This window comes from Planctopirus limnophila DSM 3776, from assembly GCF_000092105.1.
Lineage (GTDB): Bacteria > Planctomycetota > Planctomycetia > Planctomycetales > Planctomycetaceae > Planctopirus > Planctopirus limnophila.
In genome coordinates this window covers 4,434,428-4,461,348 of record NC_014148.1, presented here as the reverse complement: position 1 = coordinate 4,461,348, position 26,921 = coordinate 4,434,428, and the positions used below count along the sequence as shown (strand labels likewise).

Sequence of the window (26,921 nt, the reverse complement as noted above, 5' to 3'; positions counted from 1 at the left end):
GATGCAGAGGTTTTGGGTGGGCTGGCTGCTCCAGCCCTGTTGAGTGGGCTCCATCAAGGGGATGTGTCAGTGCTGATTGCGTGCGTGATTGCATACATGGTGGGCACACTGGCTTTAGGCGCGTATGGCGCCCGCATGGTGGGGAGTGCCAAAGACTTTATGGTGGCTGGTCGTTCACTCCCTTTGGGAATGAACTTTGCCTGCGTGTTTGCGACGTGGTTTGGTGCGGAAACCGTGCTTTCGGTTTCTGCTCGTTTTGCTGATCAGGGACTGGGATTTGTCTCGGGTGATCCCTTCGGCGCATCGGTTTGCCTGGTGCTCGTGGCCATCTTCTTTGCCCGCACCTTTTACAGTCTCGAGCTGTTAACAATTGGCGACTATTACCATGTGCGCTACGGCCGATTTGTGGAAGTTCTCACGTCGCTGGGGATCGCTGCATCGTACATGGGCTGGACGACAGCACAGCTCTCGGCCTTCGGGCTGGTGATCAATGTCCTGTTCCCCGAATATGTCACGTTGAATCAGGCCATCATCATTGGTGCGGTGATCGTCACGCTCTACACCTTCTTTGGCGGGATGTGGTCGATCGCTCTCACGGATGTGGTGCAGACTGTCGCCATTGTGATTGGTCTACTGCTAGTCGCATACATTCTGGGTGAAAAAGCGGGTGGATTTCAGCCCGTCGTGGCCGCCGCCGCTCAGGCAGGGAAGCTGAATCTGTTTCCACACGTGACAACTGCCGCCTGGCTGATTTTTATTGGTGAATTTCTCACGATGGCACTGGGTTCGATTCCCCAGCAGGATGTGTTCCAGCGTGTGACCAGTGCCCGTAACGAAGCCACCGCCCGAGCGGGGACACTGTTAGGCGGGCTGTTCTATTTCGGCTTTGCTTTTGTGCCGATGTTCATCGCCTTTTCGGCCACGATGATTGACCCAGCGGCGGCTGGCCATTTCGCGTCCGAAGACGCCCGCGAAGTCCAGAAAGTCCTGCCAGTTCTGATCCTGAATCAGACTCCACTCTGGGTCCAGATTTTGTTCTTTGGAGCCGTCCTTTCGGCCATTCTGTCAACGGCAAGTGGTACCTTGCTGGCACCAGCCAGTATTCTCACAGAAAACGTGCTGCGTCAGTTCACTCTCAAGATGAGCGACAACATGCTGCTGTGGCTGGTGCGTACCATGCTGGTGCTCGTCTCGATTACTGCCACCACCATCGCCGTGAACTCGGAAAGCACCATGTATGAGATGGTCGAGAGTGGCTACAAAGTGACTCTGGTGATCGCCTTCGTGCCCCTGGCCTTTGGCATTTACTGGTCGAAAGCCACCACTCAAGGGGCGGTTTTTTCGATCCTGTTTGCTCTGCCAGTCTGGCTGGGAACCGAGTTCATTCATGATGAAGAAAGTGCCAATCTATGGCAGGTGGTTCCACCACAGATCTATGGCCTTGTGGCATCGATTTTCGGAATGATTATTGGTTCCGCCATGCCCAACTGGATCAAGCACGTTCCTCGACATCCCGCCGATCTGGCACAGGAACGCCGCAGTGTGGTGAGCCACTGATCCTGTCATGACGTCGATCTTCGAACAACTGCACGTTTCAGAGGAGATACCGGAGCGATGTTAGTTGCCAAGACATGCTTGCCCAGAGCTGCAAGCATGGCACGCAGCAGGCATGGCACGCGGCAGGCAAACGTTCGCACGCATCACGTTGTTAATTCATCCAGCCCGAATGTCACAAAGACGATCGACTCGGCGTAGTTGGCTTCACCCGCTTCAAACAGGCAGCCGACTTTTCCATCAGGAAGTAAAGCCAGGTCAGAATAAGCCGCTGGGCCCGTATACAGAACTTTGCTGACAGGCCAGGTCTGGCCGTCATCCCGACTGCCGCGAACTGTCAAATTTGTGCGGCTAGTGGTGCTGGCAGGGTTGCTGAAGAGGATCCAGCCCGGCTCTGACCTGGCAGGCCAACTGGCTCGCAGGATGGCTGCCTGGCAGACAGGCTCGATGAGTGCCGCGTCAGATTTCAATTCACTCCAGGTGAGGCCGCCATCCTCGCTCATACTCGTTTGCCTCTGCCTGCTGGCACTGGCATTACGCATATTGAGCAGCAGTTTTCCCCCAGTCAGTTCGACAACCTCGCATTCATTCACACCGGCGGCTGGCGTGCTTCCGCCAAGTTTCCAGGTCTGCCCATGATCATCCGAGTAGATCACGTGCGAGTAGTACTTTTTCGTTCTGGCTTCAATATGGTCACAGGGTATGACCAATCGACCCGCGTGGGAGCCCTGCTGAATTTGAATTCCGCCACCCGGCCCTGTCGCATACCACGTCCAGTCGGGTTGTTTCACATCTTTGGTGATCTCCACCGGCTGGCTCCAGGTCAAGCCGTCGTCTTTGGATCGCAGAACGTACACACGCCGGGTATCGCGGCTGGTTTGGGCAATGATCTCGCTCTCGTGATCATCACCCAGGTTCCAGGTTGCCAGGAGCAATAATTCTCCGGTCGTTTGATCGACGACCAGGCACGGATTGCCGCAAGTATTCTCGCCATTATCCCAGAGGACGACGGGCTGGCTCCATGTCTTTCCTCCATCGGTCGATCGCTTCATGACGAGGTCGATATCGCCGCTATCGCCCGTCGAGTTTTTTCGTCCTTCGCAAAGGGCCAATAACGTTCCCGAGCGCGTGGTTGTCAGAGAAGGGATCCGAAAGGTGTGATAGCCCTCCGTTCCACCTGCAAAGCCACTTGGAAACAAAGGCTCAGGTGGTGCTGGCAACTCGTAAAGATTTCCTTTGATCGAGAAGTCAAACACCGCCATCTCATTGCGCCACGGCCGCAACCCCACTCGACCGACAGAGCCTTTCCAGCCATCTAGTGTGTAGACCGACTGGCCATTGATCAGAAACCGGGTTTGTTCATCCTTTCGAATCACTTCAAGCAAGAACGGAGCACCCGGCTGTACCAAGTCTGCGATTTTGAGCGTCGCAGCTGGTTGATTGCGAAAGAGTGGCCCTTCAACAAACAGCAGGCCCGCTTTGCCATCGAGACCAAAGCGGCTGCTTCCGAAATCGAAGGCGGCAGCCGTTCCATCCAGTTTGGCCAGCTGCAGCCGCACTCGAATCTGAAAATCACCTGCGCCAATCCCGCTTCGAGAGAGCAGCCATCGATTCTGACCACTCGCCAGCAGTGCGCTCGTTGAGCCCTTGGGATCCTCGATCGATGCCCAAGGCTTACCAATCCATTTCAACTCAGCCGCCTTGCCGGAATAGACAACGACCGAAGTTGTGACCTCTGGCTCTGAGGCCATCAAACCAAGCATGTTCATCGAGGTCATGCAGCCCAGTGTGACCGCCAGGCAGATCCTCGTCAGCAGGCATTGCATGCGCTTCCTCTCCGAAGGCAGGTTGGGTGGGGGAGTTCAAGTCAACTCATCGTAATCATCGAGCATTAGCCAACTGTACTGGGCTGACGGTTTTTGAGCGAAAGTGTCCTGAGTGCCAGCCAGGCACAAGCACTCAGTATCATTTGTGCTCCAAAAATCGCCAGCAGCAGGACGAAGACGATGTCCCGGGCTTTGTCATCCGAGTAAATCGCGGGATAGGGCGGCGTGATCCACCTTGCCAGGACCGACCAGATGAAGAGTGTCAGCACGGCTCCACTGATGGTGGAAGCCATCGCTGCCCAGAGCGACTTTCGACCAATCAGATATCCCAGAACAACCATGAGAAAGTGGAAGATCCACAATGGCGCTGTATGGGGCATCAGTTGGCCGAGTTCAACAGTGTGGGTGAATGCCAGGCCCAGCAAAATCGAAATGGGAAAGATCGTAATCCACGCCATAATGGCGAGATTACTCATGATGATAAACGTGGCGGCATCGGCAATTCGCGCGGGATGCCGGGCTGCTCGCCAGAGGCGTGTCTGCCAGTTGGGCCCGGTCGCCAGCACCGATTCATGCGACAGAAATCGCGCCAGATCCTGTGCCAGTTCCTGCGGCGTGGCATAACGATCTTCCGGCAAAAAGCTGAGGGCTTTATCGCAAACTCTGACGAGATCCTGGGGAACATCCCGACGAAACTGGCTGACGTGCGAAATTTCGCCCTCACGGATCGAAGCCAGAATCTCAATGACAGTTTCTCCTTGGTTAGGCGGCTTTCCTGTGAGACATTCAAACAGAATCGTCCCCAGCCCGAACACATCTGTCGCAGGGGTGCAACCGCGAAGCCCTTTTTCGAGTTGCTCCGGCGCCATGTAATGGGGCGTTCCCATAATGACGCTGGAGCAGGTTTCGACCAAAGTTCCTTCGAGCACTTTTGCGAGACCAAAATCAGTCAGTCGCGGAATGAATGGAAACTCTGCTTCGGAATTTGCGAAAGCATCTGTGATCGGGAACAACAGCACATTTGCCGATTTCAAATCGCGATGAAGCACACCCTGCTGATGGCTGTAAGCGACCGCTCGGCTCAATTGCATCACCAGTTCGGCAGCCGCACGCGGGGACAATGGCCCATGGCGATTTAACCAGCGAAACAATGTGGGCCCATGGCAGAGAGCATAAGTAATGTAGGGCAACTCACCGGCTGAACCCGTTTCAAAGGTGGGCACAATGTGCGGATGATCCAGCCTGGCGGCTGCCTGAGCTTCGAGAAGAAATCGCTGCCTCGCATCGGGTGTCAGTTGCCGATACGGCAAAGGCACCTTGATGGCCACTTCACGGTTCAAGTGCGGATCATGCGCTGCATAAACGACTGCAAACCCGCCTCGCCCCAAAACCTTGGTCACTCGATATCGACCGATCGATGGTGGGAGATCGACCACATGCAGTTCTTCGGTCGAAGGAGGTGTCAATCCGGGAGCCAGATTCTGCAGAATCTGCTGCATACGCTGCAAAGTTTCCGGACTGATTTCAGTCGTCAACACTCCAGGCTGTGTCATGAGCAGCGTTTTTTCGATATCGCGACTCAAGGAAGCGATCTGCTCGATGGAAACCAGAATTCCCTGTGCTTCTCCATTTCCCGAAAGCACCTCATGACCTGACTCAACATGTTCCGTGCGGAAATCTTCCGGCATTCAAGTTCCTGGTCAGTTGCAACCGCCGCCACCAAATTCACAACAGTGATCACTCGACGCTTTGAAAGACGACATCCTGATCAATCATCAAGAGGAAGTCCCAGATGTTCAAATGTAAACTGTGAGTGATGGGCAATTCAACCACAATTGGATGAATGCCAAGAGTTCGTAGTGAGTAGGCTTTTGCTGATGACAACCCGTGAGCTGCAGACTGCGGCGCCTGCCTATCGGCAGGAGGAAGATGTTCGGCTTCGATCAAAAATCATAGGTCGTGCGAGATTTGTCGAGAAAATAGAGCCCTAACATCATCGACACAAAGATATTGAACAGCAGCCAGGCGGCAATCACCGGTGCAGTTTCCAGAAATGCAAAGAATGACTGCTGACGAATCAATGGAAAGCAAACGAACCAACCGAGGTGATTCATCAGTGAGATCAGTTGAACGGCCACTCCCCAATTCCGAAAGAAACGTCCTCGAACGGCATACAAGAACCAGTTTCCCCAGACAAAATAGCCGGTGATCGCCAATGGGGCGCCCATGACTGACAATAGGACATCCCGGAGATGGTATTGGTACTCAGGGGAGAATATACCCAGAGGTGCAAAAATCAGCACCCAGGTGAAAGGTGCGAATACAATCCCACCGAGAAACTGGAAGCCCGCAAGCAGTCGCAGTGGCAACCCAAAGCCATTTCCAGGCTGATCATCAGTGACGATCTCTCGAGGTGACATCAGGGCAGGTCCTGCGGTTCATCAGCCAGGAGGTCTTTGGGGACTATTGAAAGATCTCTCTCCTGGAGTGCCTGCTCCAGGTGCTTCAGTGCGTCATCAACTGGTAAACCCATGATTTTCTGCTTGCGGAGAATCTGAATCTCCAGTGGAAGTATATACAAGAAATAAGATTTTGGCTTTGGAATGCCGATTTTCTTCTCTTCACCAAGTAGCCATTTCAGACTTTGAATCTGCATTTCGATATAGCAGAAATGAGAATTCTGCTTTAACCACTGGTCGATTCCCCCAGCATGATCAAAAAGATTGGCACAATCCTGGGGTTGGCGATGAATCTTGCCACCTCGTCCTAATCGAGAATATCCATGCCTTGAGTATTCTTCGGGGAGATCCACCAGTTGAGAATAGATATTCCAATAGCAGGCGTTTCCAACAGTAAACCTGCCTCCCATGGCACCGTAAGGGAAACTGAGTGAACTGCGCTTGTCTTTCAAATGCTGAACCAGCAACGGGAGTGATTGCACCCGATAATCTTTGAGTTTCTGGTAAGCATTCTGCACCTTTTGATATGCGGCATCCGATCCGTCATACGGATATTCTGCAATCAGTTCATCGAATGAATCTGATTCCTCCCCGTCCGAAACAAACTCAAGCAGGTCGATCAGTTTTGTGATCTCTTGTTGTTCTGCGTGTGTGAGTCGGATTTCAAGGTATTGAACCTTCAGAGGATCACTGGCTTCGTCGGCAGATAGAGCAACCAGTATGAATGCTGTGACCACCAGAATCAGCGGGTTAAGGATTGATCGTAGTCGCCAGAAGTAGAAAATTGGTCTCGGGAACTGATGAGAAAACTTAGCAGCCCATATGACACAGCGAAACATGGACTGAACTCCACAGGACGATGGCGATAGTTTCTATTCGCAATCTGTATCATCCAGATTTGCAAATGATTGGACTGCTGCCGGGACAAAGCGGTCTTGCATCTCCGGATCCGTCAAGAATTTCAATCATCGGGAGAGCAGGGCACTCAATGTCAGCGAGAGGGCCACATTGATCCCCAGATAAATACTGGCAGCGATGGCCGCACGCTGGACAGACATGCCACACAAAGCCGATATCGCACAACCGGCGCAGAAGGCACCGACTGCTAAACCGACGAGGAACAATTCGGGCGGCAGGAAGGCATTCAAGATGGCGGCTGGGATAACGGCGGCCAGCACACAAACGATCATTTTCCCCCAGCCGGGAAACTCTCCTTCCTCCATGATCGAGATGATCAGGCCCAGAATGGCAGCACCAAGAAACAGACCCAGCATCAGTGATCCCCTGCCACAAACGACTGTGTTTTTAAAAACTGACTATCGGAAACAAGCTAGTCGGTGAGTGTTTATCGGTCCAGTGTTTATTTTGTGGATTCATGAGAAATCTGTGGACTGGATCAGCCAACGTCAAACGCCGCAATGGGTGGGCAGGGTGCGCTCAAAGATCACGGCGCAAAGGCCAGAAGAAATGCTTGAAGAGAGGTGACTCGAAAAGGAAAAGCCCGAGACCACAATCGAGTGATCTCGGGCTTTTCAAGTGGCGGGGGCAGGATTTGAACCTACGACCTCGAGGTTATGAGCCTCGCGAGCTACCGGGCTGCTCCACCCCGCGTCAATGTTGATGAAACAATTAGATTTCTTAACTGTCCACCGTGTTCGAAGTGTATCGGCATGTCAGAGAGCCGACAAGGAACTCACACACGATTCCCCGGAAAAGTTCGCCGAGAACACCAATTCGAACCGGATTCATCGGTGCGAAGCAGGTTTTGGACGTTCATAAACAAGGCTGCGATGCAGAAGAATGTCGTTGGGTGTTCGTTCTGTCAGGAGAATGGTGTATTCCGCTGCGCTCCAGGAGACCCGACGAGCGTTCAGTGAGTGACCATGGCTAATTGAGAGTCTCTTCCAATGAGAATAGGCGACCTGTCTGGGCACTTCGTGCGACGGCTTCGGTAAACTTCATATACTCCAGTCCGGTCGCAAACGATGTGAGGCGGACAGGCTCTTCCCCCCGAATGGCACCAATGAACTCCGCTTCCACACGCCATTTGCCGAGTCGCTCGGCTGGAATTTCCACCTCGACCAGTTGCGGTTGACCGGGCCTGCCCACCAGCAGTTTCTCAGTGGCCCCGAACTCCACACGGATTGTTCCCGTACTGCCATACAGGTGAATCTGCTTGACGGGGGCATGGAGAGCCATCCCTGAGAATTGATAAACTCCGCGGGCGTGGCCTTCCAATTCTGTCAGTACGTGCACCAGTTCGGGTGTGGTGACAGGGAGATTTTCGTCGGAATGGGGGTTTGGCCGGGTGGGTTCAAAGATTTGAGTTTGTGCAAAGACCTTGTTCGTGGGAGGGATCCAGCGCATGGCGGTTTCATGCAGAATCCCCATCGTCAGTGCGTTCAAACCACTTTTTTCGGAATCCTGACGCCAATGCAGGTTCTGCGAGTAATCATAAAACTGATCGTCGAGACCAATCACGACAACCTGCCGTAAATCTCCAATAAAGTTTCGTTCGAGGAGACTTCGAACTTCGGCATCAACCCGCAAGCCGAAGGGGCTGGGAACCAGCATCGCCACCTGTTGGGGTCGTTCCTGACTGGCATGTAACATCTGACGGGCTTCGGCCACATTGCGAGCCATGCGGGCTTCGCACAGCACATGCTTACCAGCCTTTAGTGCCGCACAGGTGATCTCGGCATGAGTGTCGGGCCATGTCCCGATACAGACAGCGTCGATTTGAGGGTCTGCCAACAACTCTTGCCAGGTGCTGTACGTTGTCGGGATCGCATGCTGCGTGGCAATTTTCTGGGCCGAGGCCAACGTTCGATTGGCGACAGCCGCGATCGTTACGCCGGCAATTGCTCGAAAACCGGGAATGTGCCTGGCGACAGTATTTGCTCCAGCACCGATTAGACCAACGCGAACAGGCAAGGCAGTCATGGAAACATCATCCTTCACAAAGTGATGAGGATTTTAGCTTTGTCGAGCGGCTCTCGCCACGGTGAGTTGCGAGTGCTAGCACCACTCAACGTCATCTCTGAAGTGCAGCGATTGGCTGCTCACTTGGCTCGGGCGGATTTTGTGACGCAAATTATTTCTGCGCAGTGTTTTATGTTCAAACACCCAGTGCAGAAACGAGCTTGGCGACACATCAGATTTGGCAATCGTCGCATCAGGCCGGAAGAGGCCGGGGAATCTTTTCGTTTTGGCCAAAGCGATTGCAGGGTTTCATCTGTTCATGTTTTCTCGGATTGAAGTCCGGCTCCTGCCGCCAGTTCTGCCGATTTTCAACAGTTGGTGGCAATTCTTGCTGAAACCACGCCTGGCACGACTTTCACTTCCGCAAGGTTGGGTTCATTCCTGGCTTTATGCCGGTGGACAGGTCTGGGCAAGAAACCTGAACTCCGATAGAACAGGATTGCTCGACAACCAGCTTTTCCTGTCTTCATCCTCAACATCCTGTCCTCCCTGCCGGCTTCTATCGATCTTCAGCGATTTCAAAATCACTGCGCGGCTTGGTCATTCCCGTCCGAACCTTTTCCACAATCCATTCCCTCCAGATATGTCTCTGCATGGCAAGACCAATGGTGGTCGCTTCTGTAGCCTGCGGCACATCTGCTTTTGACGATGAAACCAGCATAATGGCACACGACTGGTCACAGCGGTTTATTGCCGCCGCCTGTTGCAAGGTAATCCTGGCGGGGCAGATGCGTGCATTCGCAGGTTGCCTGGCCATGATTCCCGCGCTCCTGCTGTTCAGCACAGCGTCGATGGCACTGGCACAAGTGAACGGCCCGCCATTGCCTCGAAATCCGCAAGGGCGCAATTCCGCTCTCCCTGTGGATCCCCGCTTCAAGCGGAGTCCAGTTGCAGAAACAAGTCCGCGTTCAACAGCGATCCCATCGGTCGGTAGCAATGATCCGTTCTCTGGAGAGTATCAGACACTCCCCACCATGGAACTGAATCTCAATGAAGTCGGGCAACGAGAAATTTCGCCAGTTTCCTACCGGCAGATTCCCGGAAATTCAGAGAGTGGAATTCCTGCACCACCAGGTAGCTATGACGAGACGACAGCAGACGACTCCGGATCAATTCTCAATCCGTTGAGTTCTCCGGCACCAGCCTCATCGATGAATGCCGGGCCGTGGGCTCCAGCATCTCCGAATGCCTACCTGCCCGAAGCTGCTCAACCGGTGTGGGATGCTGACGAACCCTGGTCATGGCATATCGTCCCAGAAGGTTTGATGTATAAATCGTATATCGCCGGTGAAAAAGAACCTCGCATGTCGACGTCGTGGCTATTCCCCACCAATGGCGGCCAATCGTACTGGGATTCTGTGCTTGGCGGTCGATTTGGTCTCTTGCGCTATGGTACAGCACGCGGAATCGATCCCGAAGGTTGGCAATGGGATGTCGAAGGTGGTGCCTTCTTGCGAATGCTCCCCGAAACTGAGCGGGATGTCATGGCGACTGACTACCGCATTGGTACACCAATTACCTATCGAGAAGGTCCCTTCCAGTGGAAGTTCGGCTACTACCATATCAGTAGCCACCTGGGTGACGAATTTATTCTGAAAAATCCGACTTTTGTTCGTAGGAACTACAGCCGGGATTGTCTGGTAACAGGCGTGGGATACTTCCCCGTTCCTGAGTTAAGAACCTATTTTGAGGTTGGCTATGGCTTCTACCTGACTGATGGAGCAGGCCCCTGGGAAGTTCAGTTTGGGGCAGAGTATAACCCGCCTGGTCCTACGGGATTTCGCGGAGCACCGTTCGCAGCCTGTAACGTCCATCTCATGGAAGAGAATGACTGGGGCGGGAGTATTAACATTCTCATCGGCTGGCAGTGGCGCGGCGACACGAGTGACCACACCTTTAGAGCTGGCTTCCAGTTTTACAATGGTGCCGATAACCAGCTTTCCTTCCTGGGGAATACGACTCAATTGACTGGCCTGGGAATTCGTTACGACTACTGATTCTGGAAACTGCCCGAACTGACCTCGTGCATACTTGTCGCTCAAGACCATGTGTTGAATCATCGTATTTACAAATGACTCAACTGAATGACTGTGGCGATCTTTCATGAATCGATCTGAATTAGAGCGAAACTATGGGCCTTACGATCACCATCTGCCTGTTGATCGCACTACTGTCAATCGAAGTTGTCATTCGTATTATTTATGTACGAATTGTCCTTTCGACATTTGATATCAAACCGCCATTTAACGTGGCACAGGTTCTTCCTGATCCTGCAGCAGAAAGAATCACATTCAAAACGACTCTCGGTCTGACGTTGCGAGGTGCGGTTCATCGACCGCCAGCTGGTCTGCCTCGGGGAGTGATTTTGTTCTGCACCGAGCTGGATGGCACGCACTGGTTGGCGCGTCATTATTGCGATGGCCTGATCCGAGCTGGTTTTGCTGTGATTTCATTCGACTTCCGCAGTCAGGGAGAGAGCGACTCTTTAGCAGGCTATGAACCCAACCAGTGGATGACTCGCTATGAGATCGACGATACGATTTCAGCACTGGAGTGGATCGAGAGTCATGCGGAATTCAGCAGTTTGCCACTGGGTGTGATGGGGGTCAGTCGAGGTTCCACAGCGGCACTCTGGGTCGCAGCTCGATATCCGCATGTTCTCGTGGCCTGCTGCGATGGTGCCTATTCGCTTTCCATGCTGGCATTTCATTTTGTTTCCCGCTGGGCATCGATTTATATGCCTCAATGGGCCGAATCGTTGATTCCCGATTGGCACTACCGTTCCACAGTGGCGATTGTCCAGTTTTTGAGTGCCCGGCGGAGAAAGGTTCAATATGTCCACATTGAATCTTACTTAAAGCGACTCAAGTCGTGTCCGACGTTGTTTATTGCTGGTGAGAAAGATAATTATGTTCCTTACTACTTGAGTCAGGAACTGATGCGTCGGATCCGTTCGCCTCTGGCAAAAGTCTGGATTGTCCCCAAGGCTAAACATAACAAGGCCCGTCATACAGAACCCGGCCAATATGATCAAATTCTGGTTCAGCACTTCGAACAGATGTTGCCTCAAATAGCAGAAGCACGACTCTCGAATCATGAATCAACTCATGCGTTGAAGCCTCATTTTGCGGATGCGTTGAGAAATGCAGACGCGAAACGTCGAGCGATGTAGCAAACTGGTGGAACTGTGTGCTGGAGTCGATCAGCAGAGGTTTGATCACTCTCAAGAGAAGCTGTCGAAGCAGCCGTCTGGCACGAAAATGACACATCGCGGATTCAGCGAGGTGGTAAACCGGGAATCGTAGCAGGCTTGCCAGTGTTCGTGGATTTCAGTGGGGTTCCTGGCGCGTCAGTTTCTGGTAATTCCAGAGTGACATCACCACGATCGCCGGGTCGAAGTGACAATTCCGGGTTGGGAAGTTCGATCCAGATCCGCACCTGTTGACCGACAGGATCGACTTCGGGATTGATAAAAGTGATCTTCCCTTCCAGTGCTTTCACTTGGGAAGGCTGATTTCCTGTTTCTTTCGACGGATCGATGGGAGATTTTTTACCGGCCACAGGGAGGAATTGAATTGTCTGCCCGATCCGCAACAGTCGGGCCTGGCTGGATGGCAGAAAGGTGTCAATCCGCAAAGGATTTAATCGCACAACTCTCACGACAGGTGTCCCGGCATCCACCCATTCGCCGCGCTGTTTTTTCCAGTTCACCACTGTGCCAGAGAGGGGCGATTTGATTTCACGTCGGGCGACCATTAACTCGGCTCCTGCCAGTTCCTGTGCGCGAATCTCCTGTTGGAGTGCCAGTTGCCGCTGATCAAACTCAGCCTGCTCGACCTCGAGTTCGGCCTTCTGGGCAGCCAGTGCCAATTGGTCGAGTTCGGTCTGCGAAACGCTCTTCGGATAACGCGCAACCGATTCAAGTGATCGCGTCAGTTCGGCTTTCGAGACTTCGGCGTTCTTGCGGGCAAATCGCAGCTTGAGGTCACTCTCTGTCAGTGCCTTGGCTAAGGCCAGTTCGGCACGGGCTTTGGCAGCCGCCAGTCTGGCGACCTGGTCATCAATCTGGCCGATCTTCTGACCTTCTTCGATGACTTCGCCTTCGCGAAAAAGTCGCTCGACGAGTGTGCCTGATTCTAAAGCCGGAATTTCCAGCTGCTCTGCGACTGTGATTTGAGCTGCCCGAATGGTGATGGTTTCTGCCAAAGCTGTTGAAGCATTCATCGCTAAAAACAGACTCAGGCCAAACGTAATGGCTATAGCAATCCGAGGGAGACGGTCGCTCTCAGAGTTCAATAGAAGTTGGTAAGAATTTGGCATGATCGCAGCTCTCGCACCAGACAGTCTGACCCATCGCAATCATAATGAATGCTTTAAGTCTACCGACGGACTGACTCCATCAGAGCGAGAATTAGAAGTTTCGCCCAGAAATTGAACTCATCGATGTGAAAGGGTCGGTTTGTGGAAGCTGGTAGAAGCTGGGAGACTTTTCGGGACAAACTCAGCGGGGCGCGTGGCCATTCGATATCGACGCCATGATAAAGGCGAGTCGCTAGCGGGCGATGGTTTTCGTCTGCAATCGGGCAGCAGTGAGTGTGTTTTTGAGAAGCATCGCAATGGTCATGGGCCCCACACCACCTGGAACGGGTGTGATGGCAGCCGCCTTTTCAGACACTTCAGCGAAATCGACATCGCCGACCAGTTTGCCATCGAGTCGATTGGTTCCCACGTCGATAACGACTGCTCCTTCACGAACCATATCGGCTTTGACAAACAGCGGCTGGCCAATGGCTGCCACCAGAATATCAGCCTGACGGGTGAAGCTCGCAATGTTGCGAGTGCGGCTATGGCAAAGTGTCACTGTCGCGTTACCACCGGGCCCTTTGAGAGCCAGCAGATTGGCGAGTGGTTTCCCCACGATGTCACTACGACCTAAAACGACAACGTGGGCACCATCGGTCGAGACGCCACTCGCTTCAAGAAGAACTTGAACACCGTGAGGTGTGCAGGGAAGATACCTTGGGCGACCTTGAATGAGCAGCCCGACGTTCTCGGCATGGAAGCAATCGACATCCTTCATAGGATGTGTCGCATCGAGAACGGCTTCGGGATCAATATGCGAGGGGAGCGGCAGTTGGACGAGGATGCCGTGGATCGACGGATCGTGGTTGAGGCGATCCACGAGTTCAAGTAACTCGGCCTGAGTGGTCGTGGCTGGTAAACGAAACAGATCAGAGGCCATGCCAACATTGGCACAGGCTTTCTGCTTGCTGGAAACATAGACCTGGCTGGCGGGATCATCGCCCACGAGAACTGCAGCCAATCGAGGGGTCACGCTTGTCGCGGCGGTGAACTCAGCGACCTGAAGAGCCAATGCTTCGCGAGACTGCTGGGCAATCAGTTTTCCATCAATGATACGGGCAGGCATGTCGATTCCAGGGCTGGGGCAGAACTGTCGGCGAATAAGAATCTGCCAGCATGTTCTTGCACCAGCCTGGCGTCGTCAATCGAGGTGCCATTTTCCTGAGGTTCGAAGCGATGAAACGAGCGATTTGCCTTTGGGAAAATGACACAAAGTTCTGACAATGCCACTGTGACTAGGCCACTGTGACTAGGCCACTGTGACCGGGCCGTGATTATCGCAATGGCCTGCGTGCTGATGATGCAGGTGGCCATCGACGAGGTAATCGACATGATCGCCGTGAGGAACGGCTGGGTGGCCACAGTTTTCACCATGGATGTGATCGGCTGCATGGCTGGTACAGGCATGGCCTGATGTGCAAGCTGCGGGATTGGTCGCATTGACTTCAAATTGATGTTCAGTCACTTGGCCTGCTTGTTCCTGATGATGCAGATGGCCGTCGTGGAGGTAATCGACGTGACCATTGTGCTGAACGGCTTTGTGGCCGCAGTTGGGGCCGTGAACATGATCGTGGCTGGTGCATGAATGAGCCATTTGTCTGGTCTTTCTGTTGGGCGTGTTTTCAGGAATGGTCGTGAGGCTCCGTAACGTGCGCGAGCGCATTGGTCACGAGGTCTTTCACATGATGATCCGAGAGGCGGTAGAAGATGTGCTTGCCTTCCCGGCGGGCACCTACGATGCGCTCGCTTTTGAGAAGCTTGAGCCTTTGTGAGACAGCCGAGAGGTTGTCTCCTAAAGCTTCGGCAATCTCAGTGACACAGAGTTCATCGTGGATGAGCAACGAGAGCATCCGCAGACGGCTGGGATCTCCCAGAGCGCGAAAGATATCAGCCGCCATCTGACAGGCTGCCACATCGGCGATGGGCAGCTTGCGTGGAGAATGTGTGTGCTCGTGAAGAACTGGTTCGGCTTCATCCATTCAGGCTACCTCACTCTGTCGATTCATCAATTGAATAATATCTAAAGTGTTCATGTGAGTCAAGGCATGATTTCTCACTATGCGTTGCACTTGCATAGCACATCGTTTTTTGGCTGTGTGTGCCAGACGAACACGGACTTTTCGTGGCAGACTGGCAATTCACAACCCGAGCGAGCAAGCTCAACTGCGAGGATCATCTTACTCTTCCAGAGAAAATTCGTACGTCGGGATGGAAATTTCTATGACGAATCTATCAACGCCGTCAGGTCACCCGGCACTCGTCGTCCAGGATCTCTCGCGTGAATTCTCGAATGGCTCCGAGACGCTGCACATTCTTCAAGGTGTCGGATTCACTGCCAATACAGGAGAGGCGATCGCGATTACCGGCCCTTCAGGATGTGGAAAGAGCACTCTATTGCAGATCCTGGGTGTGCTCGATCATCCGACATCGGGAACAGTCAGTCTTGATGGCGAAGATCCCTTTGCGATGGATGTGACTCAACAGGCTCAATTTCGAAACGAAAAGATTGGCTTCATCTTTCAGGATCATCACCTGTTGCCTCAGCTCACGGTGCTGGAGAACGTCCTGTTACCAGCTTTGCCGCATCGTGGCATCTCGAATGAAGTCCGAGAGCGGGCTTTGATGTTACTGGATCAGGTCGGGCTGACAGCGCGGATGGACCATAAACCGACCCAGCTTTCAGGGGGGGAACGACAACGGACGGCCGTCTGCCGGGCGCTGATCAATCGCCCGCGGCTGCTCCTGGCCGATGAACCGACAGGGAATCTCGATCCTGCGACGGCCGAGACAGTGGGGAAGTTACTGGTCGCTCTGGCGCTGGAGTCACACAGTATTCTGCTCTGCGTCACTCATAGCGAAGCCATGGCTCAATCGTACCCCCGCCGCTGCTATTTGAAAGCAGGTCAACTCGTTGAGAATCAGTGACGCACTCCAAGTTGACTGCAAGCGTGCTGCGATGAAGCTGCTTGTGGATCGATCCCCAAGTACGATCGAACTCGCTCTTGTATCTTGAATAAGTGTGCGTCATCGCCTTAGATGGAGTAGGCCCTGACTTAGCCTGCTTCGCTACACTCAGTAGGCTCCGTCCGGGTGGCAGGGGTCGGATGTCTTCATCCGCCCCCTGGTCAATCGAATTCACGAGCAGGAATGCATCTGCCAAATTCCTCCGCATGAAAAACAGTATGAACAACCAGCGGCAAACACCCTGGGGGCAAACGAAGACGTTTGACCCCAGCCACCCGGCTCGCGATGAAGCTGCTTGTGGATCGATCCCCAAGTACGATCAAGCTCGCCCTCATTCCGGCCTTCTCCTGTCGGAACGGGAGAAGGGGGCATGAAGTCTGGCTGGACATCTTGAAGTCCATGTCTGCTTGCCAGTTGTGTTTCGTAGAAAAGCCAAACACCCGAAGCCTCGCAGATGCGAAACTTCGGGTGCTAAGAGTCTGATGCTCTGTCGGACAAATTGATTACTGAGGAGTGGCGGGGCCTGCACAGCGGATGAGGTGATCATGGTCAATGTAGACCACTTCGATCGATTCATCCTTGTGAGAGAAGGGAACTGGCCAGCCTGAGCGAATGGTCTTGTCGAAGTAGATGGTCGCTTTGTAGTGGCAATGCTTGAGACGAGCAGGGCCTACCATCGGGAAGAACCGGCAATCGTCGATTCGGTCAACAATCGGTTCCACCACGATGCGTACGTTGTTCATGCTGGTCTCAGCCAGGAAGACCCACCCACCCGACGTGATGTTCGGCATGGCCCGCATGACTTCGTCTTGTGAAGGAGGATCCTGACAGAAGATCGGAGCATGCTCGCCTTCGACGGGATCGAGGACGGGCACTTTCTCGTAACGCTCTTCGCGGATGTAAGCATCCTCGATGAGTTCACTGTAATAAGGGCTGACAGGGATCAGCGGGGTGGTATCCCAGAACCCAGCAAACTGGAAGGCAGTCCCCAGGAAGCCATCCCAGAGAAGGAGCTGGCAGCCACTGCTGGATAGCGTCGTCATGCCAACGACGACGACGAGCGCCAGGCGCTTGAGCCATCCGTACTTGGGCATCTTCTCACTCCGAAGGGGCAAACTTGACGATGAATGGTAGATTGAGCGATCTCAAAGCTGTTGGATCGCACCGATTGCACCTTCTGTATCGATCACTCTGCCTGTCAAACTGTGGGGTTTTTTCGGATTTAACGGCTGGGAGGTCGCAACTGCCCTTGACGCAGAGTTTCTTCGGCGGTCATTGCCGGGTGCTGCATTCAAGACGACGGGAAAGAAGATGTCTGCCATCAGTCGTCTCGAAAGTGAATCGTTTTTGGCTGATGGCAGGAGCAATGCTGGACGAGCCAGCAGTGGCACCCGGCTAAGAAGCGAAGAAGGGAAGAAGGGGGAAAGGGACGAAGGGAAGAAGTCGGATGTAAGAAGACGATGTCAGGGCGGTGATGGGAGATGGTGGTTGAGACCTTAGGGAATGCCATGGAGATCCAGGATGCTTTGCTTCCTGTTGATGGGGAAATTCAGCAGGCAGGGAAATTCAGCGGACGGAGATATAGAAGAAGAGAAGAGAGAAGTGAACCTGATGGCCAGCGACGGGGCTTCAAAGCTCGGGCAGCTCACACACGCTTGCTCTCCGCTTCATGACATCGCTCTTCTCGCCGCCAGCGTTTTCCAACAACCCTCCGGCTTCTCCCCTTCTTGACTTCTTTCCTTCTCTCCCGCTCTGCTTTCCAGCTTCTCTCCCGCTCTGCTGCGTGCCAGTATCCCCACGCCGCGCCCGATCTTCTCCGGCACATGCTGCCGTTAACCGGCTCTGGGAGGTGGAGGATGGCTGAACATCGGCGAATCCCGCAGGCGTTACAATGGTTAGCGTCGAAAAAAACGGAATAGTCTGTGCCTGAGGAACCATCCCACCCGATGTAACGTGACAGGTAGAGATTTTGCCCGCAGGGATTGTGAGGCAGGCTCTTCTGAAATCATGACAGAGGCGAACTCGATCGCCTTTCCGCCCGCAGCAGAATTCGACCGAAGGCCATTCTCGGTGTGTTCCGTCTGCACGGAGTTTTGAGATCGAGACATCCCGGCAGTCGGATCATAACCGGTAAGGAGACCAGTTCATGCGTAAGTACGGTCAGTGGGTGTTGACGCTGGGATTGCTGGCAAGCATCCCGAATGTCGGCACTGCCGCCCCCTGGTCGTCGAAGGACGAGCCAGCCGCAACCAAGTCGACAAGCAGCAATCAGAAAATGGCCGAAGATGTGGCCGCCGCTCTGAAGCAGGCTCGTCTGCAGGGTTTCGACATTGAAATTGCCTGTAAAGGTGGTGTGGCCACTTTGAAGGGTAAAGTGACAGACCCCAAGCAGCGCGACAAGGCCTCACAGGTCGTGGAGCGCGTGCCCGGTGTCAAGAGTGTGAACAATGAACTGGTGGTGGTCGATGCCAAGGCTGTGGCCGCCCGCAAGGGGGCACAAGCTGCCGGCCCGTCTGCTGCACCTAAGCAGGCCGTGGCCCGTAATGAAATGCCACCTGAAGATTTCGGTCGTGGTGTGCAGCAGGCCGGTGGTGCCATGAATGCCCCACGTCAGAACATTCAGCAGGTGAACTTCGAAGCTGGTGTTTCGAATCAGCAGATGGCTGAGCAGATTGCACAGTCGCTGACTTCCGCCCAGCTCGATGGATACGATATTGAAATCCGCTATCAGAGTGGTGTGGTGACACTCGATGGTTCTGTGCCAACCATGGCTCAGAAAGCCGCTGCCACCCGTGCCTGTCAGGCGACTTCGGGTGTGGCCCAGGTTCAGAACAATCTGGTCTGTACAGAAGAACGTGCTCCTGCCGGTGGTGCTCAGCCTGTGGGCTATCCACAGATGGCCCCTCAAATGGCCCCTCAAATGGCACCTCAGATGGCGCCACAGATGGGTCGGCCAATGGCCGGTCCTGGAATGCCACCACAAGTTTACGGCGCTGCCTATCAAGGTGCTCCACAGGGTGGCCCTGGAATGGGCGGCCCTGGAATGGGTGCCATGCCCGGCCCCATGGGTGGCCCAGCCGGTATGCCGATGGCCATGGGCCCCGGGATGCCAGGTGGCGGTGCCCCAGGTGCGATGTATAACAACGCTTCGATGCCAGACCATGCCTGGCCAAGCTATGCCCAGTATCCCAACTATGCTGCCGTGACTTACCCACAGCAGTACAGTGCCAGTGCCTTCCCTTACATTGGACCGTTCTATCCATATCCTCAAGTTCCACTGGGATGGCGTAAGGCCAGCCTGGAATGGGATGATGGATACTGGAACTTGAAGTTCCGCTCACGCACCGACAAGTGGTGGTGGTTCCTCAGCCCGAACAACTGGTAATGCATGATTGACTCTCCTCTTGAGGAGAGAAATCCGAGAATGGCCGGCCCGCAACAGTGATTCACTGCTGCGGGCTTTTCTCGTTTTCCAGCCTTTGCATCAGGAAATAGATGCAGATAACTGAAAATACAGCCTGTGGAGTTGGGCCTGTAGCAGTCGTGACAAGATGTTGCTTTTCTGCACAGCGGAAATGGTGCCCTTCGAGGTAAAACTGAAGAAATCGAAAGCTTCCAACTGCATATTCATTGTCAATGTGATCGTCATGAAACTTGATGACTGGCGAAACGTCACCTGACAAGGAATGAAGCATGTCGATAGCGATTGATGCAGTTGCCGACAAACGGAAGAGTTCTTCGGAATGGTGGGATCGGGCTTATTTTGAGCAGGGTCCGACATCGATGGACAAGCTGATCTCGAAGGATGCCTCTTGGAATGAGATCGTCGATTCGGCTGAACATGATCTGGTCGATGCGTTCGCCGTCGGCGGGATGAATCTCGACAACCAGGGCGACGTGCTCGAAATTGGTTGCGGTGTGGGCCGGTTGTCACATGCTCTGGCTCGTCGAACCCGGCATGTGTTCGCTGTCGATATCGCCCAGAAGTTGCTGGAAGAGGCACGCAAGAAACAGACACTGGCAAACATAGACTACTATCTGCTCGATGGTCAGCGACTGGTGACTAATGAACTGAGAAGTGCATTGGCTGTCTCTCGGCAGCAGGGGCATGCTCTGCAAACCGTTTTTTCGTACGAAGTGCTCTACTATGTCCCAGTTCCGCTGTTGAAAACTTATTTTGCAGATGCCTTCGAAGTTCTGGCGCCTGGTGGAGAACTGGTTTTTCAATTGAACTGCGAGCCGATCAGTGCCAGAACCCGAGTGGGGTTCAAACTTCGTGACTGGCTCTATGCCTGCGGGATTACCCAGTGGCGCGGATGGCCGACGCATCCTGATTTTCGCCGACTGGTACACCCTGCTGCCGATGTTTGCCAGTGGCTCAAAGAAATTGGCTTCGAGCAGATCACGTCGTGTGGTACTTTGCGGCAAAAATGGTTCCGCGGTGTGAAGCCTGCGTAGAGTGATGCCGGCACATAGAGTGATGCCTGAAAAAAAGAAAGCCCCCGTCTAATTTCGGGGGCTTGACTTAAATTTTAATGAGCTTATCGGCCGACGAAAACAACTCGACCTCGCTGCCAGCGATTACTGTCTTTCTATGTCATGGTTCATGTGAATTCAGCAGTTGATAAGTGCCACTAGCTTGTGAAACGGAAATCGAGAAGGCGAGAGATGTTGACTGGCAGTATTTTGCCTTTGACAAACTCAACCGTGCACCCGATCCCCAGTACGAACTGAAGTATGGCCAAATGGCCAAAAGTTCCTAACAGCAAGATGGACACAAGTCGTCACTAGACGAGTTCTGGTGTGCGACTATGAGATTCAATTCCCAAGTCACAGCTTCCACTCAAGTGTTCGACCTCTGGCAGATCGAGGACAATTTCTTGCCGTCGAATGCTGACTTCAGCGGGTGCAGTAATCCCGAGCCGCACACGGTTGCCTTGGACAGCGACAACAGTGACCTGAATCCCTTCGCCCAGAAGTCCTTGGCCGATCAGCAGTGACTCGCCAGCTTTTCTTGATAATACGAGCATCTTAACCTCCTTGTCCGACATTCAAACATTGTTACCTGCAAAACATGACCACAGCGGTTGTGTTGCAGGCAGTGGCCAGCACTCCTTTATGCCAGCCGCTCAATAAGTTCACAGTGAATGAAAACAATTCATTAGCCGATCACTTATCCTTGGATCGGTGTACATTCCAGCACCCCGGTCCCAAGCCTCAGGACTCATCGCATTCCATCGATTCATCCTGCATTAGTAAACGTACCCGTTCCCTTGTAAGGTTTACGAGATTTTCCAAGATTTTAGTAGAAAATCCGGAAAAAACTGCCGATTCACGGAAAATTTTTCCTGCGACATTAATCTGAAGTAACCAAGAGGCTTGGATTATACAGGGACTCTGGAGAAGCTGCGTAAGCCGGGTTCTGTCGTGGGCAATCATTTCTCTAGGACGATTGTTGCCAACCGTCTCCTGCAACCGACCCGGACGGTGAGGCCAGATCGGAGAGATCTGGATCAGCGTGAAGCTGAATTCCGTCCTGCTTGGTCTTGCTCCCGGCGGGGTTTGCCCTGCCAGTCTGGTCACCCAGACTGCGGTGCGCTCTTACCGCACCATTTCACCCTTACCCCCAGCGAACTGGAGGCGGTATCTTTTCTGTGGCACTTTCCCGATCCTCACGGATGGTGGACGTTATCCACCGCCGCCTCCTAAGGAGCCCGGACTTTCCTCTCCATCACGAACAAATCACAGAACTGTGTTTTGCCGCATGCAGCGATTGCCTGCCTCTTCTCCAGAGTCAAACTGATAGTAACATATTCTCAAGCGCCATGTGCTCTGGAAGATAAAACCTGGAAAGATCGAGAACCTTCGACAGTATTGACTGCTGAGACAATAATACGAGGAACTCTTTGCGGAGATCAGAGAGGTTGACCTCTACCGTATTCGATGGTCTGTCAAGTTGCTCTGGATCATGCGCCAGCTTCATCGCCAGCACTGGATTTCTTTCTATGTCTTTTTCTTTATTGCCTTTAGCACCTGTTGATGTCGCGCAGATTGCCGAAGTGCAAGCTCTCGTTTATCCCGCGGAATTCTGTGAATCTGGCGATGTCTTTCGCAAAAAACTGGCTCTTTCCGATGCATACGGCCGCGCCCCGATCGCGTTTGGTCATCGAGATGAGGAGTTCGGACTATTGGTCAGCTATGCCATTGCTCATCCCTGGCATGATGCCGCCCCGCCTCCTTTGCACGCTGATGACTGGGAATTGCCTGCGGAATGCAATGTGCTGCATGTGCATGATGTGGCCGTGGCACCCACCTTCCGTGGACAGAAGCTGGCCACTTACCTGGTGAATCGCATCTCGGAAGAAGCTCAACAGGCAGGCTGGCAAAAGTTGACATTGGTGGCTGTTCGCGATTCGTGGCCTTTGTGGGAACGTTTTGGTTTCCGCACCATCAGCCCTCATCAGTATGCCAATGAGCCTGGCTTCTGGATGTCGCGCGAACTCAGCCCCGGCAACGGCTGACGACCGACAGCATTCTGGATTTGTGTCTGTATTAACCGGGAGAAGATTTCGCCTCTCGAGCCTACACCCACTTTGTTTGTGGACACCTGTCCCTCCCCTCCTTTACAGTCAATTTGAGGGTTGAGGGTGGTTTTTGGGGGGGGAGCTGACGATGTTCACAGGAATTCAACGCAAAGATCCATGGTTCGTTCCCTGGAACAGTTTTGCCTGTTTGTTATCGATGATCTTCAGTGTGGTTTTGTCTGGTTGCGGATCGAACGAGTTCCGTGCAACTCAGCCCGAATCTCGATTGACCATCGATCAGCCTTTGGATCTCTCGGCTTCAGCAGTCACGACTCCTCATGGAGCAGATCCGCACACTTCGATGAAGTCCAGGCTCTGGCAAAACGTCGGAGATGCCCTCGTCATCGAGGCCGACATTCCTGAGGATGGCGATTATGCTCTGGTTCTTGATGGAACGGTGGGCAATGCCAAGCTCCAACTGAAGTCCACTTTGGGAGAAACCACTCGAAAAACGCACCCCGAACCCCACAGTGCCTGCACCTATCTGGGCCGCTTTCCTGCCAAAGCCGGTGTGCAGCCTGTACGCATCGTACTGGGTTGGATTGATCCCAATGCCACTTCATCCACAACCCAGGCGGCTCAATCGTCGCACCAAACCCCAGAAGAAACAGGCTCACGGTTCACCGATTTACAGCAACTCCGCCTCGTCAAACTGGCGGGAAGTCAGGTCAGTGGGCCTCTTGCACCATTGGGATTCACCTGTCATATGGGTTATCCCGATCAGATGAAGCGTGCACCAAAATCTGTGGATCGCATCGCCGAAGTGGGGAGTCCAGCTGTCGAATTTGCGATTGGGATTCAATGCGAGCTGGACGAAAACCAGCGGGTGCAGCGCTGGGGTCTGCGATTCCCTCAGCCTCCCGATTGGAAAAAAGACATCCTCAAGCCTCTTGAAGGGCAGACGGCTGCTGACTTTCAAACGTGGATGAAAACAGCCTTTGCCCGTGCGGTCGAAAAGCAGCTCGAAATTGCGATTCTGCTCCACGTGAATACCAGCGGCCCGGTGTACGTCTGGCGGAATGATTTCGATTTCGATCCGCTAATCCCTTGCGAAAATCAGGCATATGTCGATGTCGGGCCGCTGGCGGTCATCCAGGCTTTGAACGAATCAGTCCCTCCCGATTGGCCCGTCCGGTTTTCGATTACTGGTGAGATGGGGACGACGATTACCCGTTATCCCCAAGCGTGGATCACTGTGATCGAACGTCTGCGAGCCGCCTCGAAACTGAACAACCTCCAATTGGGGATTGGCCTCAACCACACCTTTAATCGCGGGAAAGTTCCCTATAGCGAAGCTCAGGGTGCTGAACTCGCCCGGCTGTGGCAAACGTGCGATTTCCTGGGGGTCTCTCTCTATAAAGATCTCGAAATTCCCGCGACTCCTGAGGATTTTCTGGGCCACCTCCTTTATCTGGATTCCGAAATGCAAGCTCTGGGAGCCCCTTTGCCTCGCAATAAACCGCTCGTTGTGACCGAGTTTGGTGTGGGTGGATCGGGCATGCTCGATGGGGGAAAAGTGGTGCACCCCGCCGAAAAAGTCGAGCACATTGCCCGCACTCCCTGGGCGATGACGATGAAGATTTCTGAAAACCCGTGGACAAATTCAGAGTACACCGCGTACCGCCGGCAGGTTCACGACGCATTTTTAAGGTTTCTTGCCGATCAAAAATCTCCCTGGAAAATCCCCGTCGCCTACTTGTGGGCCTTAGGTTCATGTGATCCTGTAGGGATTGAAAATCCGGGTTTTGAAGATCCGGAGATTGCCCGGATGATCCGAGCTCACAATCAGAAAATCGCTGAAAAACCGGCAAAAACAGCAGAATCAAACGGCGCAGATGAGTAGCTCAGCTCTCTCTCAATGACGCTCGTCACGCCGGCGGATTGCAATGCCTTGTGTAAAGCAGGTCGCATCAAGTCATCAGTGACTTTTGATCACCTGTTCGAAAAACCAGGTGTGCGTACACTTGATCCGCAAAGTTTTTGTGGTTTACCGTGTTTGACAGTCGCGTCAGGTCGTCTGACACGAATTGGACTTCTGAGCCTCACTTCCTGGTCACTCATCGATCAAGGTTGTTAAGGATCGGCAGTCTTCTTCCACAGGGAGGGATATCGAATGAAGTACGGAATCGTTTGCGCGGCGCTGGTTTCAGTGGCATGCCTGTTCGGACACACCACCAACGGTGTCGCCAATGACTACAGCTATCTGACTCAGCACCCAACGATTCAGCGACTGGTGCAGCTCACCAACGCTCACCGCGGTCGTATGGGGCGGGCTCCGCTCGCTCTGAATCCAGTCATGTGCGCGCATGCCCAGCAGCATGCTAATTACATGGCGACAACTGGTGTGTTTGCTCACAGCGGTCTGCCATACATGGAAGTCATCTTCCAGGGTGTGACCTCGGCCGATGCCGCAGTTCAGGGGTGGATCTATTCACCTGCTCACCACTCGATTCTTTTGAGTGGTTCTGAATGTGGCTTTGGGTACATGGTCTCTGGCGGGCGTTACTGCTGGGTGGGCGTTGTTCGTTAATCGATTCCGTGCAGTCGGCTCTACGATCACGAAACCAATCCTGGAGAGTTCGCCTCTCGGGTTAACTCTCAATACCCGTTAATGTCCCAAATCGAGTGATCTGGCGAATTTTCGTTCGTCAGATCACTTTTTTTCTTACCTGGATAAGACTCGATAGCGCCAGGCTTTCGTCCTCTCCTGTTGTTCAAACTGGGTGGATTTGAGAGACTTTACCGCCGATCCACGAATCTGGTCTGTTGATGAGAGCCTGCCGAGGAAACGAACATGGTGCGATCTGATGTCGTCATTATTGGAGCCGGAATTGTCGGCCTGGCGACGGCGTATCGCCTGCTCGAACGCTTTCCCAAAGCGGTGATTACAGTCCTCGATAAAGAGCGCGAAATCGCCCAGCATCAAACCGGGCATAACTCGGGCGTCCTGCATACCGGTATCTATTACAAACCCGGCACCATGCGGGCCATCAATGCCCGGGAAGGGAAGTTACTGCTCGAACAATTCTGCGATCAGCACGATATTCCCTACGAGTGTTGCGGCAAGGTGATCGTGGCTACTCAAGAGGCCGAATTGCCACAACTCGACAAACTCTTTGAGCGCGCCATGGCCAATGGTGTCCGGGCGGAAAAGATCACTGCCGAACGACTTCGCGAGATTGAACCTTACGCCAGCGGTGTGGCCGCACTGCATGTGCCGGAAGCGGGCATCATCGATTACCGGCAAGTCTGCGACAAAATGGCCGAAATGATCCGACAGCAAGGAAACACAATTCTGACATCTGCCCGTGTCTACGGCATGTACCGCGACGGGAATTACATGGTCGTCGAAACCACTCGCGGCCCTGTGGAAGGCAAAACCGTGATCAATTGCGGGGGCTTACAAAGTGATCGACTCACATGGCTCTCCGGACAAATGCCACCCGCTCAGATTGTCCCGTTCCGAGGCGAGTACTTTGAGCTGAAACCTTCAGCGCACAAACTCTGCCGGGGCTTGATCTATCCAGTTCCCGACCCGAATTTTCCCTTTCTGGGTGTGCATCTGACCCGCATGATTCACGGCGGAGTCGAGTGCGGCCCAAACGCTGTGCTGGCCTTTTCTCGCGAGGGCTACCATAAAACCAGCTTCAACCCCTACGATCTTTTCGAAACGATCACCTATCGTGGCTTTTTGCTCCTGATGCTCCGTAACTGGGATGAAGGGTTGCGGGAACTCTGGCGTTCACTCAGCAAAAAAGCCTTTGTCACAGCGCTTCAAAAGCTGGTTCCGGATATCAACTCCGACGACCTGATCCCGGCACCAGCCGGGGTGAGGGCACAAGCCTTACTGCCGACGGGCGAACTGGCGGATGATTTTCTGATTCAGGAGCGCGACCTGGTTGTCAACGTCTGCAATGCTCCGTCACCGGCAGCGACGGCTTCGCTCAAAATTGGCGACTTTGTTGTCGATCAGATTGCCAATCGGCTGGCCTCCTGAATATGGCCCGCTCTTCCGTCACCGCTCCCATCACTGGATCGGCCCGGTGAATTTGACGGCTTTTCCACCTGTAGGGTTTGTGTGGGCTTGATAGCCACTTGAGTGGCTTGAATAAAAATCGGTCGAACGGACTTCGCGTCAGGATCGAACAACTTTCCGGTGAGTTTTTCACTTCCCCATTTCCCATCTGGCG

24 protein-coding genes, 1 tRNA gene and 1 other RNA gene are annotated in these 26,921 nt (G+C 53.6%); 11 read left to right on the top strand and 15 right to left on the bottom strand.

Annotation, left to right across the window (positions count from 1 at the left end):
- Positions 1 to 69 precede the first annotated feature (69 nt).
- Positions 70 to 1,557, top strand: coding sequence for a sodium:solute symporter family protein (locus PLIM_RS17740; protein WP_013111692.1), 1,488 nt, complete (start codon positions 70 to 72; stop codon positions 1,555 to 1,557).
- Positions 1,558 to 1,700: 143 nt separating this feature from the next.
- Here PLIM_RS17740 and PLIM_RS17735 read toward each other — a convergent pair whose 3' ends face one another.
- From PLIM_RS17735 to PLIM_RS24600, 8 genes are all read right to left on the bottom strand, one after another.
- Positions 1,701 to 3,380: a sialidase family protein gene (locus PLIM_RS17735; RefSeq protein WP_013111691.1), complete on the bottom strand. Its 1,680-nt coding sequence runs from the start codon at positions 3,378 to 3,380 to the stop codon at positions 1,701 to 1,703.
- 65 nt (positions 3,381 to 3,445) lie between these two features.
- Positions 3,446 to 5,068: a serine/threonine-protein kinase gene (locus tag PLIM_RS23205; RefSeq protein ID WP_013111690.1), complete on the bottom strand. Its 1,623-nt coding sequence runs from the start codon at positions 5,066 to 5,068 to the stop codon at positions 3,446 to 3,448.
- A gap of 255 nt (positions 5,069 to 5,323) precedes the next feature.
- A complete protein-coding gene (locus PLIM_RS17720) occupies positions 5,324 to 5,800 on the bottom strand; it encodes a hypothetical protein (RefSeq protein ID WP_013111689.1) in 477 nt (158 codons plus the stop codon).
- A complete protein-coding gene (locus PLIM_RS17715) occupies positions 5,800 to 6,678 on the bottom strand; it encodes a hypothetical protein (RefSeq protein ID WP_013111688.1) in 879 nt (292 codons plus the stop codon). Before PLIM_RS17715 ends, PLIM_RS17720 begins: the two co-directional genes overlap by 1 nt.
- 126 nt (positions 6,679 to 6,804) lie before the next feature.
- Positions 6,805 to 7,113: a hypothetical protein gene (locus PLIM_RS17710; RefSeq protein WP_013111687.1), complete on the bottom strand. Its 309-nt coding sequence runs from the start codon at positions 7,111 to 7,113 to the stop codon at positions 6,805 to 6,807.
- A gap of 263 nt (positions 7,114 to 7,376) precedes the next feature.
- Positions 7,377 to 7,450 (bottom strand) — tRNA-Met (locus PLIM_RS17705).
- Positions 7,451 to 7,726: 276 nt separating this feature from the next.
- On the bottom strand, positions 7,727 to 8,782 hold the full coding sequence (locus tag PLIM_RS17700) for a Gfo/Idh/MocA family protein (RefSeq protein WP_013111686.1): 1,056 nt from the start codon (positions 8,780 to 8,782) through the stop codon (positions 7,727 to 7,729).
- A gap of 538 nt (positions 8,783 to 9,320) precedes the next feature.
- Positions 9,321 to 9,578 (bottom strand): hypothetical protein, encoded by a 258-nt coding sequence (locus tag PLIM_RS24600; protein ID WP_013111684.1) that lies wholly within the window; start codon positions 9,576 to 9,578, stop codon positions 9,321 to 9,323.
- On the opposite strand from PLIM_RS24600, the gene PLIM_RS23890 reads away from it, so the two are divergent.
- Both PLIM_RS23890 and PLIM_RS17690 read left to right on the top strand, forming a co-directional pair.
- The gene (locus PLIM_RS23890; RefSeq protein WP_196349474.1) at positions 9,577 to 10,818 is read left to right on the top strand and encodes a DUF1207 domain-containing protein; all 1,242 of its coding nucleotides are present in this window, start codon (positions 9,577 to 9,579) and stop codon (positions 10,816 to 10,818) included. The genes PLIM_RS24600 and PLIM_RS23890 overlap by 2 nt on opposite strands.
- A 134-nt stretch (positions 10,819 to 10,952) precedes the next feature.
- Complete coding sequence (locus PLIM_RS17690) at positions 10,953 to 11,993, top strand: alpha/beta hydrolase (RefSeq protein ID WP_013111682.1); 1,041 nt, start codon at positions 10,953 to 10,955, stop codon at positions 11,991 to 11,993.
- Positions 11,994 to 12,097: 104 nt separating this feature from the next.
- Here the strand turns inward: PLIM_RS17690 and PLIM_RS17685 are convergent, their stop codons facing one another.
- The 4 genes from PLIM_RS17685 to PLIM_RS24800 all read right to left on the bottom strand — a co-directional run bounded on the left by PLIM_RS17685 (position 12,098) and on the right by PLIM_RS24800 (position 15,162).
- Positions 12,098 to 13,141, bottom strand: a complete 1,044-nt coding sequence (locus PLIM_RS17685) for an efflux RND transporter periplasmic adaptor subunit (RefSeq protein ID WP_013111681.1) — start codon at positions 13,139 to 13,141, stop codon at positions 12,098 to 12,100.
- Positions 13,142 to 13,373: 232 nt separating this feature from the next.
- Positions 13,374 to 14,249, bottom strand: a complete 876-nt coding sequence (folD, locus tag PLIM_RS17680; RefSeq protein ID WP_013111680.1) for a bifunctional methylenetetrahydrofolate dehydrogenase/methenyltetrahydrofolate cyclohydrolase FolD — start codon at positions 14,247 to 14,249, stop codon at positions 13,374 to 13,376.
- A 183-nt stretch (positions 14,250 to 14,432) separates the two neighbouring features.
- Complete coding sequence (locus tag PLIM_RS24805) at positions 14,433 to 14,777, bottom strand: hypothetical protein (RefSeq protein WP_013111679.1); 345 nt, start codon at positions 14,775 to 14,777, stop codon at positions 14,433 to 14,435.
- A 28-nt stretch (positions 14,778 to 14,805) separates the two neighbouring features.
- Positions 14,806 to 15,162, bottom strand: a complete 357-nt coding sequence (locus PLIM_RS24800) for an ArsR/SmtB family transcription factor (protein WP_013111678.1) — start codon at positions 15,160 to 15,162, stop codon at positions 14,806 to 14,808.
- A 241-nt stretch (positions 15,163 to 15,403) separates the two neighbouring features.
- On the opposite strand from PLIM_RS24800, the gene PLIM_RS17665 reads away from it, so the two are divergent.
- Both PLIM_RS17665 and PLIM_RS24250 read left to right on the top strand, forming a co-directional pair.
- Entirely contained in the window at positions 15,404 to 16,108 is a 705-nt protein-coding gene (locus PLIM_RS17665) for an ABC transporter ATP-binding protein (RefSeq protein WP_013111677.1), read from the top strand.
- A gap of 179 nt (positions 16,109 to 16,287) precedes the next feature.
- Positions 16,288 to 16,521 carry a hypothetical protein gene (locus PLIM_RS24250; protein ID WP_013111676.1) on the top strand — a complete coding sequence of 78 codons (234 nt, stop codon included), beginning with the start codon at positions 16,288 to 16,290 and terminating at the stop codon, positions 16,519 to 16,521.
- A gap of 129 nt (positions 16,522 to 16,650) precedes the next feature.
- Here the strand turns inward: PLIM_RS24250 and PLIM_RS17660 are convergent, their stop codons facing one another.
- A complete protein-coding gene (locus PLIM_RS17660; protein ID WP_013111675.1) occupies positions 16,651 to 17,241 on the bottom strand; it encodes a hypothetical protein in 591 nt (196 codons plus the stop codon).
- Between the two features lie 1,052 nt (positions 17,242 to 18,293).
- Here PLIM_RS17660 and PLIM_RS23195 point away from each other — a divergent pair.
- Both PLIM_RS23195 and PLIM_RS17640 read left to right on the top strand, forming a co-directional pair.
- Positions 18,294 to 19,532 (top strand): BON domain-containing protein, encoded by a 1,239-nt coding sequence (locus tag PLIM_RS23195; RefSeq protein ID WP_013111673.1) that lies wholly within the window; start codon positions 18,294 to 18,296, stop codon positions 19,530 to 19,532.
- 308 nt (positions 19,533 to 19,840) lie between these two features.
- Positions 19,841 to 20,605: a class I SAM-dependent methyltransferase gene (locus PLIM_RS17640; RefSeq protein WP_013111672.1), complete on the top strand. Its 765-nt coding sequence runs from the start codon at positions 19,841 to 19,843 to the stop codon at positions 20,603 to 20,605.
- Positions 20,606 to 20,934: 329 nt separating this feature from the next.
- Here the strand turns inward: PLIM_RS17640 and PLIM_RS23765 are convergent, their stop codons facing one another.
- Positions 20,935 to 21,177 (bottom strand): carbon storage regulator, encoded by a 243-nt coding sequence (locus tag PLIM_RS23765; RefSeq protein WP_013111671.1) that lies wholly within the window; start codon positions 21,175 to 21,177, stop codon positions 20,935 to 20,937.
- Between the two features lie 365 nt (positions 21,178 to 21,542).
- An RNA gene (gene rnpB, locus PLIM_RS23465) (RNase P RNA component class A) lies at positions 21,543 to 21,937 on the bottom strand.
- 215 nt (positions 21,938 to 22,152) lie between these two features.
- Between rnpB and PLIM_RS23185 the strand changes: the two genes are divergently transcribed.
- The 4 genes from PLIM_RS23185 (at position 22,153) to lhgO (ending at position 26,728) form a co-directional block, all read left to right on the top strand.
- Complete coding sequence (locus PLIM_RS23185) at positions 22,153 to 22,668, top strand: GNAT family N-acetyltransferase (RefSeq protein ID WP_013111670.1); 516 nt, start codon at positions 22,153 to 22,155, stop codon at positions 22,666 to 22,668.
- A 151-nt stretch (positions 22,669 to 22,819) separates the two neighbouring features.
- Complete coding sequence (locus PLIM_RS17620; RefSeq protein WP_013111669.1) at positions 22,820 to 24,574, top strand: hypothetical protein; 1,755 nt, start codon at positions 22,820 to 22,822, stop codon at positions 24,572 to 24,574.
- A 270-nt stretch (positions 24,575 to 24,844) separates the two neighbouring features.
- Positions 24,845 to 25,261 (top strand): CAP domain-containing protein, encoded by a 417-nt coding sequence (locus PLIM_RS17615; RefSeq protein ID WP_013111668.1) that lies wholly within the window; start codon positions 24,845 to 24,847, stop codon positions 25,259 to 25,261.
- A 264-nt stretch (positions 25,262 to 25,525) separates the two neighbouring features.
- Positions 25,526 to 26,728, top strand: a complete 1,203-nt coding sequence (lhgO, locus tag PLIM_RS17610; protein WP_013111667.1) for an L-2-hydroxyglutarate oxidase — start codon at positions 25,526 to 25,528, stop codon at positions 26,726 to 26,728.
- Positions 26,729 to 26,921: the final 193 nt, after the last annotated feature.

Bases quoted from the DNA above. Each gene is read 5' to 3' on its own strand.
- PLIM_RS24600 (WP_013111684.1), bottom strand. From the start codon at position 9,578: ATGGCCAGGCAACCTGCGAATGCACGCATCTGCCCCGCCAGGATTACC.
- PLIM_RS17720 (WP_013111689.1), bottom strand. From the start codon at position 5,800: ATGTCACCTCGAGAGATCGTCACTGATGATCAGCCTGGAAATGGCTTT.
- PLIM_RS17735 (WP_013111691.1), bottom strand. From the start codon at position 3,380: ATGCAATGCCTGCTGACGAGGATCTGCCTGGCGGTCACACTGGGCTGC.
- PLIM_RS17665 (WP_013111677.1), top strand. From the start codon at position 15,404: ATGACGAATCTATCAACGCCGTCAGGTCACCCGGCACTCGTCGTCCAG.
- PLIM_RS17710 (WP_013111687.1), bottom strand. From the start codon at position 7,113: ATGCTGGGTCTGTTTCTTGGTGCTGCCATTCTGGGCCTGATCATCTCG.
- PLIM_RS17640 (WP_013111672.1), top strand. From the start codon at position 19,841: ATGTCGATAGCGATTGATGCAGTTGCCGACAAACGGAAGAGTTCTTCG.
- PLIM_RS23205 (WP_013111690.1), bottom strand. From the start codon at position 5,068: ATGCCGGAAGATTTCCGCACGGAACATGTTGAGTCAGGTCATGAGGTG.
- lhgO (WP_013111667.1), top strand. From the start codon at position 25,526: ATGGTGCGATCTGATGTCGTCATTATTGGAGCCGGAATTGTCGGCCTG.
- PLIM_RS17690 (WP_013111682.1), top strand. From the start codon at position 10,953: ATGGGCCTTACGATCACCATCTGCCTGTTGATCGCACTACTGTCAATC.
- PLIM_RS23195 (WP_013111673.1), top strand. From the start codon at position 18,294: ATGCGTAAGTACGGTCAGTGGGTGTTGACGCTGGGATTGCTGGCAAGC.
- PLIM_RS23765 (WP_013111671.1), bottom strand. From the start codon at position 21,177: ATGCTCGTATTATCAAGAAAAGCTGGCGAGTCACTGCTGATCGGCCAA.
- folD (WP_013111680.1), bottom strand. From the start codon at position 14,249: ATGCCTGCCCGTATCATTGATGGAAAACTGATTGCCCAGCAGTCTCGC.
- PLIM_RS17620 (WP_013111669.1), top strand. From the start codon at position 22,820: ATGTTCACAGGAATTCAACGCAAAGATCCATGGTTCGTTCCCTGGAAC.
- PLIM_RS23890 (WP_196349474.1), top strand. From the start codon at position 9,577: ATGATTCCCGCGCTCCTGCTGTTCAGCACAGCGTCGATGGCACTGGCA.
- PLIM_RS24805 (WP_013111679.1), bottom strand. From the start codon at position 14,777: ATGGCTCATTCATGCACCAGCCACGATCATGTTCACGGCCCCAACTGC.
- PLIM_RS17700 (WP_013111686.1), bottom strand. From the start codon at position 8,782: ATGACTGCCTTGCCTGTTCGCGTTGGTCTAATCGGTGCTGGAGCAAAT.
- PLIM_RS17660 (WP_013111675.1), bottom strand. From the start codon at position 17,241: ATGCCCAAGTACGGATGGCTCAAGCGCCTGGCGCTCGTCGTCGTCGTT.
- PLIM_RS23185 (WP_013111670.1), top strand. From the start codon at position 22,153: ATGTCTTTTTCTTTATTGCCTTTAGCACCTGTTGATGTCGCGCAGATT.
- PLIM_RS17615 (WP_013111668.1), top strand. From the start codon at position 24,845: ATGAAGTACGGAATCGTTTGCGCGGCGCTGGTTTCAGTGGCATGCCTG.
- PLIM_RS17715 (WP_013111688.1), bottom strand. From the start codon at position 6,678: ATGTTTCGCTGTGTCATATGGGCTGCTAAGTTTTCTCATCAGTTCCCG.
- PLIM_RS24250 (WP_013111676.1), top strand. From the start codon at position 16,288: ATGTCTTCATCCGCCCCCTGGTCAATCGAATTCACGAGCAGGAATGCA.
- PLIM_RS24800 (WP_013111678.1), bottom strand. From the start codon at position 15,162: ATGGATGAAGCCGAACCAGTTCTTCACGAGCACACACATTCTCCACGC.
- PLIM_RS17685 (WP_013111681.1), bottom strand. From the start codon at position 13,141: ATGCCAAATTCTTACCAACTTCTATTGAACTCTGAGAGCGACCGTCTC.